Raw genomic sequence first — 2,922 nt, 5'->3', positions numbered from 1 at the left:
GATTTCACTACAACCCACTGGCGGCACCGAGCTGCGGGTGGTGGACCTGCTGGTGCAGGACTGAGAGCAAGGAGAACACACCATGTGCGTCGTCTGCGGCTGTGCCGACACCTCCCACCAACATGATCATTCGCATGCCCATCCGCATGAGCACGGGCATGCGCACGAACACGGACACGCGCAGGACCATGTCCACGTGACCCCGTCCACCGGCGACCTGCACTACGGCGCCGGCAGCGCCCGGGTCTCGGTGCCCGGCATGAGCCAGGCCCGCGCCATCCAGATCGAGACCACCGTGCTGGGCGAGAACGACCGACTGGCCGCGCAGAACCGGGCCCATTTCGAGGGCCATGGCGTGGTGGCCTACAACCTGGTGTCCAGCCCCGGCTCGGGCAAGACCACCCTGCTGTGCGCGACGCTGGAGGCGCTGAAGACCCGCGCCGCGGGCCTGCCGGTGGCGGTGATCGAAGGCGACCAGCAGACCTCGAACGACGCCGACCGCATCCGCGCCACCGGCGCCCCGGCCATCCAGGTCAACACCGGCAAGGGCTGCCACCTGGATGCCCAGATGGTGGCCGATGCCTTCGCGCGGCTGCCCCTGCATGACCATGCCCATGCTCACGCACATGGACATGACCACGATCACGGCGACCATGACCACCCCCACGGTGCGGTCCTGTTCATCGAGAACGTCGGCAACCTCGTCTGCCCCGCCATGTGGGACCTGGGCGAGCGCGCCAAGGTGGCCATCCTTTCGGTCACCGAGGGCGAGGACAAGCCCATCAAGTACCCGGACATGTTCGCCGCCGCGCGGCTGATGGTGCTGACCAAGACCGACCTGCTGCCGCACCTGGACTTCGACGTGCCCAAGTGCATCGAGTACGCCCGCCGGGTGAACCCGGGCATCGAGGTGCTGCTGGTCTCGGCCCGCAGCGGCGAAGGCCTGGATGCCTGGCTGGACTGGCTGCTGCAGCCGCTGGAGGCCCCGGCCGAGGCCGCCGCGCCTGCGGCGGATGAGCTGGCCCGGCTCAAGGCCCGCGTGGCCGAGCTGGAAGCGCAGCTCGCCGCCAAGGCCTGACCCGCCAAAACTGCCCGCGCCCGACCGCCCATGAACGCCGGTCGCCAGCACCAGCTCATCGTGGGCGCCCTGGCCGCCCGGGCCGGCACGCGCGAGCAGTCCTACAACGGCGACACGCTGGGCGCTGCTCTGCCGGAGGAACTGAGCACCTGGGATGGCAGCCTGACCATTCCTTCCTTCGACAGCGACGGTGGCAGCAGCCGCATCGTGGACAAGCAGCGCAGCGTCTACCTGGCGGCGCACTGGCGCCTGCGGGATGACCTCACCCTGATCACCGGCCTGAACCACACCGAGGCCGAGTCGACCGGCGAAAGCTACGGCGCCTCCAGCGTGCGCAAGAACAGCCGTCTGAACCCCCATGTGGGTGCGATGTGGGATCTGACGCCTCGCGTGTCAGCCTATGCCTCGCACACGGCGCTGTTCACACTCCAGTCCCAGCAGGACGCGCAACGGCAGCGTCTGGCGCCGGCCACCGGCACCAGCGACGAGCTGGGGCTGAAGACCGATGGGCTGGACAAGCGGTTGATGGCCACGGTGGCGGTCTTCCGCTCCCGCCAGCAGAACCTGGCGTCCTACGTGGGCGTGGACAGCCAGGGCAACTCCATCTACGAGGGTGCTGACTTCAAGTCCCAGGGCGTCGAGCTGGAACTGGTGGGCGAGCTGCTGCCCGGCTGGTCGGTCAATGCCGGCTACACCCAGCTGGCCATCCATGACGAGGCGGGCGAGGCCGTGCGCCGCTTCACCCCGCGCCAGCGCCTGCAGTTCAACACCACCTGGCAGGTGGCGCAGTTGCCGGGCCTGAAGCTGGGGGCCCAGCTCAACTGGCGCTCGTCGATCCACAGCGACGATGTGGACGCGGGCGAGCCCAGCCTGCTGCTGGTGGACCTGATGGCCCGCTACCAGCTCAGCAGGCAATGGTCGGTGAGCGCGCAGGTCAACAACCTGACCGACCGAAAGTACCTGACCAGCCTGTACTGGACCCAGAGCTACTACGCGGCGCCGCGCAACTACAGCGTGTCGCTGAACTGGACCTACTGAGCGGGCGGGGAAACAAGCCATGCGTGCCCTGTTCGTGCGTCTGCACCGCTGGTTCGGCCTGACGGCGGCCGTGTTCCTGTTCGTGGCGGGGGCCACCGGCGCCGTCATCTCCTGGGACCACGAGCTCGACGCCTGGCTCAACCCGCAGCTGTTCGGGGCCCGCAGCACCGGCTCGCCCCTGCCGGTGGCGGAGTTGGTGCGGCGGGCCGAAGCCGCCGACCCGCGGGCCTGGGTGCGCTACCACGCCCTGGCGGTGGAGCCGGGCCACACCTTCCTGGTGTACATGGAACCCCGGGTGGACCCTTCCACCGGACAGCCCTACGCCCTGGACTACAACCAGGTGGCGTTGGATCCGGTGACCGGCCAGGTGCAGGCCCGCCGGCTCTGGGGGGCCATCTCCTTGTCGCGGGAGAACCTGCTGCCCTTTCTCTACAAGCTGCACTACTCAATGCACCTGCCGGAGCGCGGTGGCATCGACTGGGGCGTGTGGTTGATGGGCCTGATCGCGGTGGCTTGGGTGCTGGACACGCTGATCGCTCTGTGGATTTCTTTTCCGCAACCCTCGCAATGGCGCCGCTCCTTCGCCTTCCGCTGGTCCGCGGGCGGCCATCGGCGGGTCTTCGACCTGCACCGCTCCGGCGGTGTGTGGCTCTTCGCCCTGGTGCTCATGCTGGCCGTGACCTCGGTGGCCATGAACCTCAACACCCAGGTCATGCGGCCGGTGGTCTCCTGGTTCTCCGCGCTCACGCCATCGCCCTTTGCCAGCCGCACGCCGCTGCCACCCGCCCGGGCCCCGGAGCCTCGGG

General features: G+C 68.9%; 3 protein-coding genes. All 3 read left to right on the top strand.

The window, feature by feature from the left end; genetic code table 11:
• Nucleotides 1-82: 82 nt before the first annotated feature.
• Complete coding sequence (gene hypB, locus I73_RS10435) at nt 83-1,078, top strand: hydrogenase nickel incorporation protein HypB (protein WP_022980552.1); 996 nt, start codon at nt 83-85, stop codon at nt 1,076-1,078.
• A gap of 30 nt (nt 1,079-1,108) precedes the next feature.
• The gene (locus tag I73_RS27290) at nt 1,109-2,116 is read left to right on the top strand and encodes a TonB-dependent siderophore receptor (RefSeq protein WP_022980551.1); all 1,008 of its coding nucleotides are present in this window, start codon (nt 1,109-1,111) and stop codon (nt 2,114-2,116) included.
• A 19-nt stretch (nt 2,117-2,135) separates the two neighbouring features.
• Nucleotides 2,136-2,922 (top strand): PepSY domain-containing protein (locus I73_RS10425; RefSeq protein ID WP_026096566.1); only part of this gene is annotated, 787 nt, incomplete at its 3' end.

Origin of the sequence: Ideonella sp. B508-1, from assembly GCF_000333615.1 — a bacterium.
Classification (GTDB): Bacteria; Pseudomonadota; Gammaproteobacteria; order Burkholderiales; family Burkholderiaceae_C; genus Ideonella.
The sequence above is the reverse complement of the archived record's forward strand: the minus strand, read 5'-3'. Positions and strand labels throughout refer to the sequence as shown.

Bases quoted from the DNA above. Each gene is read 5' to 3' on its own strand.
- hypB (WP_022980552.1), top strand. From the start codon at position 83: ATGTGCGTCGTCTGCGGCTGTGCCGACACCTCCCACCAACATGATCAT.
- I73_RS27290 (WP_022980551.1), top strand. From the start codon at position 1,109: ATGAACGCCGGTCGCCAGCACCAGCTCATCGTGGGCGCCCTGGCCGCC.